Source organism: Polaromonas sp. P1_G4, from assembly GCF_056405475.1.
In genome coordinates, this window is the sequence record NZ_JBFUCA010000703.1 from 1 (window position 1) to 1,734 (window position 1,734).

Below are 1,734 nucleotides of genomic sequence, written 5' to 3' on the forward strand. Positions count from 1 at the left end.
GGGCATGACGCCGGAAATCTTTGAGGCCAATGTCAAGGCCGGGCTGCCGAGCCGACAGGTGCTGGGCGGTATTGGTGCAAGCGGCTTCGCCACGAATGCTGCGGCTGAACTGTCGCTCAATGCCTATTTCGAGAAGCGCGAAATCCAGCTGGCCCGTTTTGATGCTGCCGATATGGCAGCCAAACTGGCACCGACCGATGCCGACCTTGAGCAGTTCTACAAAGCCAACGAGAAACTCTTTCAGGCGCCAGAACAGGCCAACATTGAGTATGTGGTGCTCGACATCGAGACTGTCAAAAAGACGGTCACGGTCAACGAGGCCGATCTCAAGACCTACTATGAGCAGAATATCCAGCGCCTGGGTGGCACTGAAGAACGCAGGGCAAGCCATATCCTGATTGCAGCGCCCAAGACTGCCTCGGCAGCCGATCGCGAAAAAGCGAAAGCCAAAGCAGAGGAATTGCTGGCGCAGGTCAGGAAGGCGCCCGATACTTTTGCCGATGTGGCACGTAAAACCTCGCAGGACACTGGTTCGGCACCTTCCGGTGGCGATCTCGATTTCTTCGCGCGCGGCTCGATGGTCAAGCCGTTTGAGGATGCCGCCTTTGCGATGAAAAAAGGCGACATCAGCAATGTCGTGGAGTCGGAGTTCGGCTACCACATCATCAAGCTGACGGACATCAAGGCACCGAAGCGGCCCGCGTTCGAAGAAATGAAACCGCAGCTGGAAGCCGATCTCCGCAAGCAGGAAGCCCAGAAGAAATTTGCTGAAGTTGCCGATGTCTTCACCAATGGCGTCTATGAGCAGCCCGACAGCCTCAAGCCCGTGGCGGACAAGCTGAAGCTTGAAGTCAAGGCGGCCAGCAATGTGGCCCGGCAGCCCAAAACCGGTGCGGCTGGCGTGCTGTCGAATCCGAAATTCCTGGGCGCACTTTTTTCGCCGGATGCGATCGAAAAGAAGCGCAATACCGAAGCCATAGAAACAGCGCCCAGCCAGCTGGTTTCAGGCCGGATCACCCAGTACACCCCGGCACGCACCCAACCCTTTGCCGAAGTGAAAGATGTCGTGCGCCAGCGCTGGGTTGCCCAGCGCAGCGCCGAAGAAGCGCGCAAGGAGGGCGAGGCCAAGCTGGCTGCCTGGAAGGCCGCCCCGGCGTCTGCAACCGCTTTGGCCGCACCGGTGGTCGTGTCGCGTGAGCAAACCCAGAAGCTTCCCAATCCGGTGATCGATGCGGCGCTCCGCGCGGACGCGGCTGCCTTGCCGGCATTTGCCGGGGTTAGCCTCGGCGCACAAGGTTACGTCGTGATCAAGGTCAACAAGGTGGTTCCGCGCGAGGCGCCACCTGAAGCGGCAGCCAAGCAGGAACGCAACCAGTACACGCAGTGGTGGACCGCCGCGGAAAATCTGGCGTATTACAACGGCCTGAAAGATCGCTTCAAGACGAAAATCCTGGTGGCAAAGCCTCCTGTCGCCAAGGCAGGCGCAGAAGAAGTCGTCACCCAGTAAATTGCAGCGGCTTTGCCGCTATAATGCAGGGCTCCGGTGGCTGTAGCTCAGTTGGTAGAGTCCAGGATTGTGATTCCTGTTGTCGTGGGTTCGAGCCCCATCAGCCACCCCAGTATTTGAGAAGTCCCGCTTGCCGCAAGGCTCGCGGGACTTTTTCATTTGGGGCCTGGCGCGGCTGCCTTACACAGGCGGGGCCATACCCTAGTTCACCATGACCAGCTTGCCCT

Annotated in this window: 1 protein-coding gene and 1 tRNA gene; both read left to right on the forward strand. The window is 59.2% G+C overall.

The annotated features are described in order from the left end of the window. Positions 1-1,507 (forward strand): peptidylprolyl isomerase (locus tag AC1D1X_RS22415; RefSeq protein WP_477699236.1); only part of this gene is annotated, 1,507 nt, incomplete at its 5' end. 36 nt (positions 1,508-1,543) lie between these two features. Next, positions 1,544-1,619, forward strand: a tRNA-His gene (locus tag AC1D1X_RS22420). The last annotated feature ends 115 nt before the right edge of the window (positions 1,620-1,734 follow it).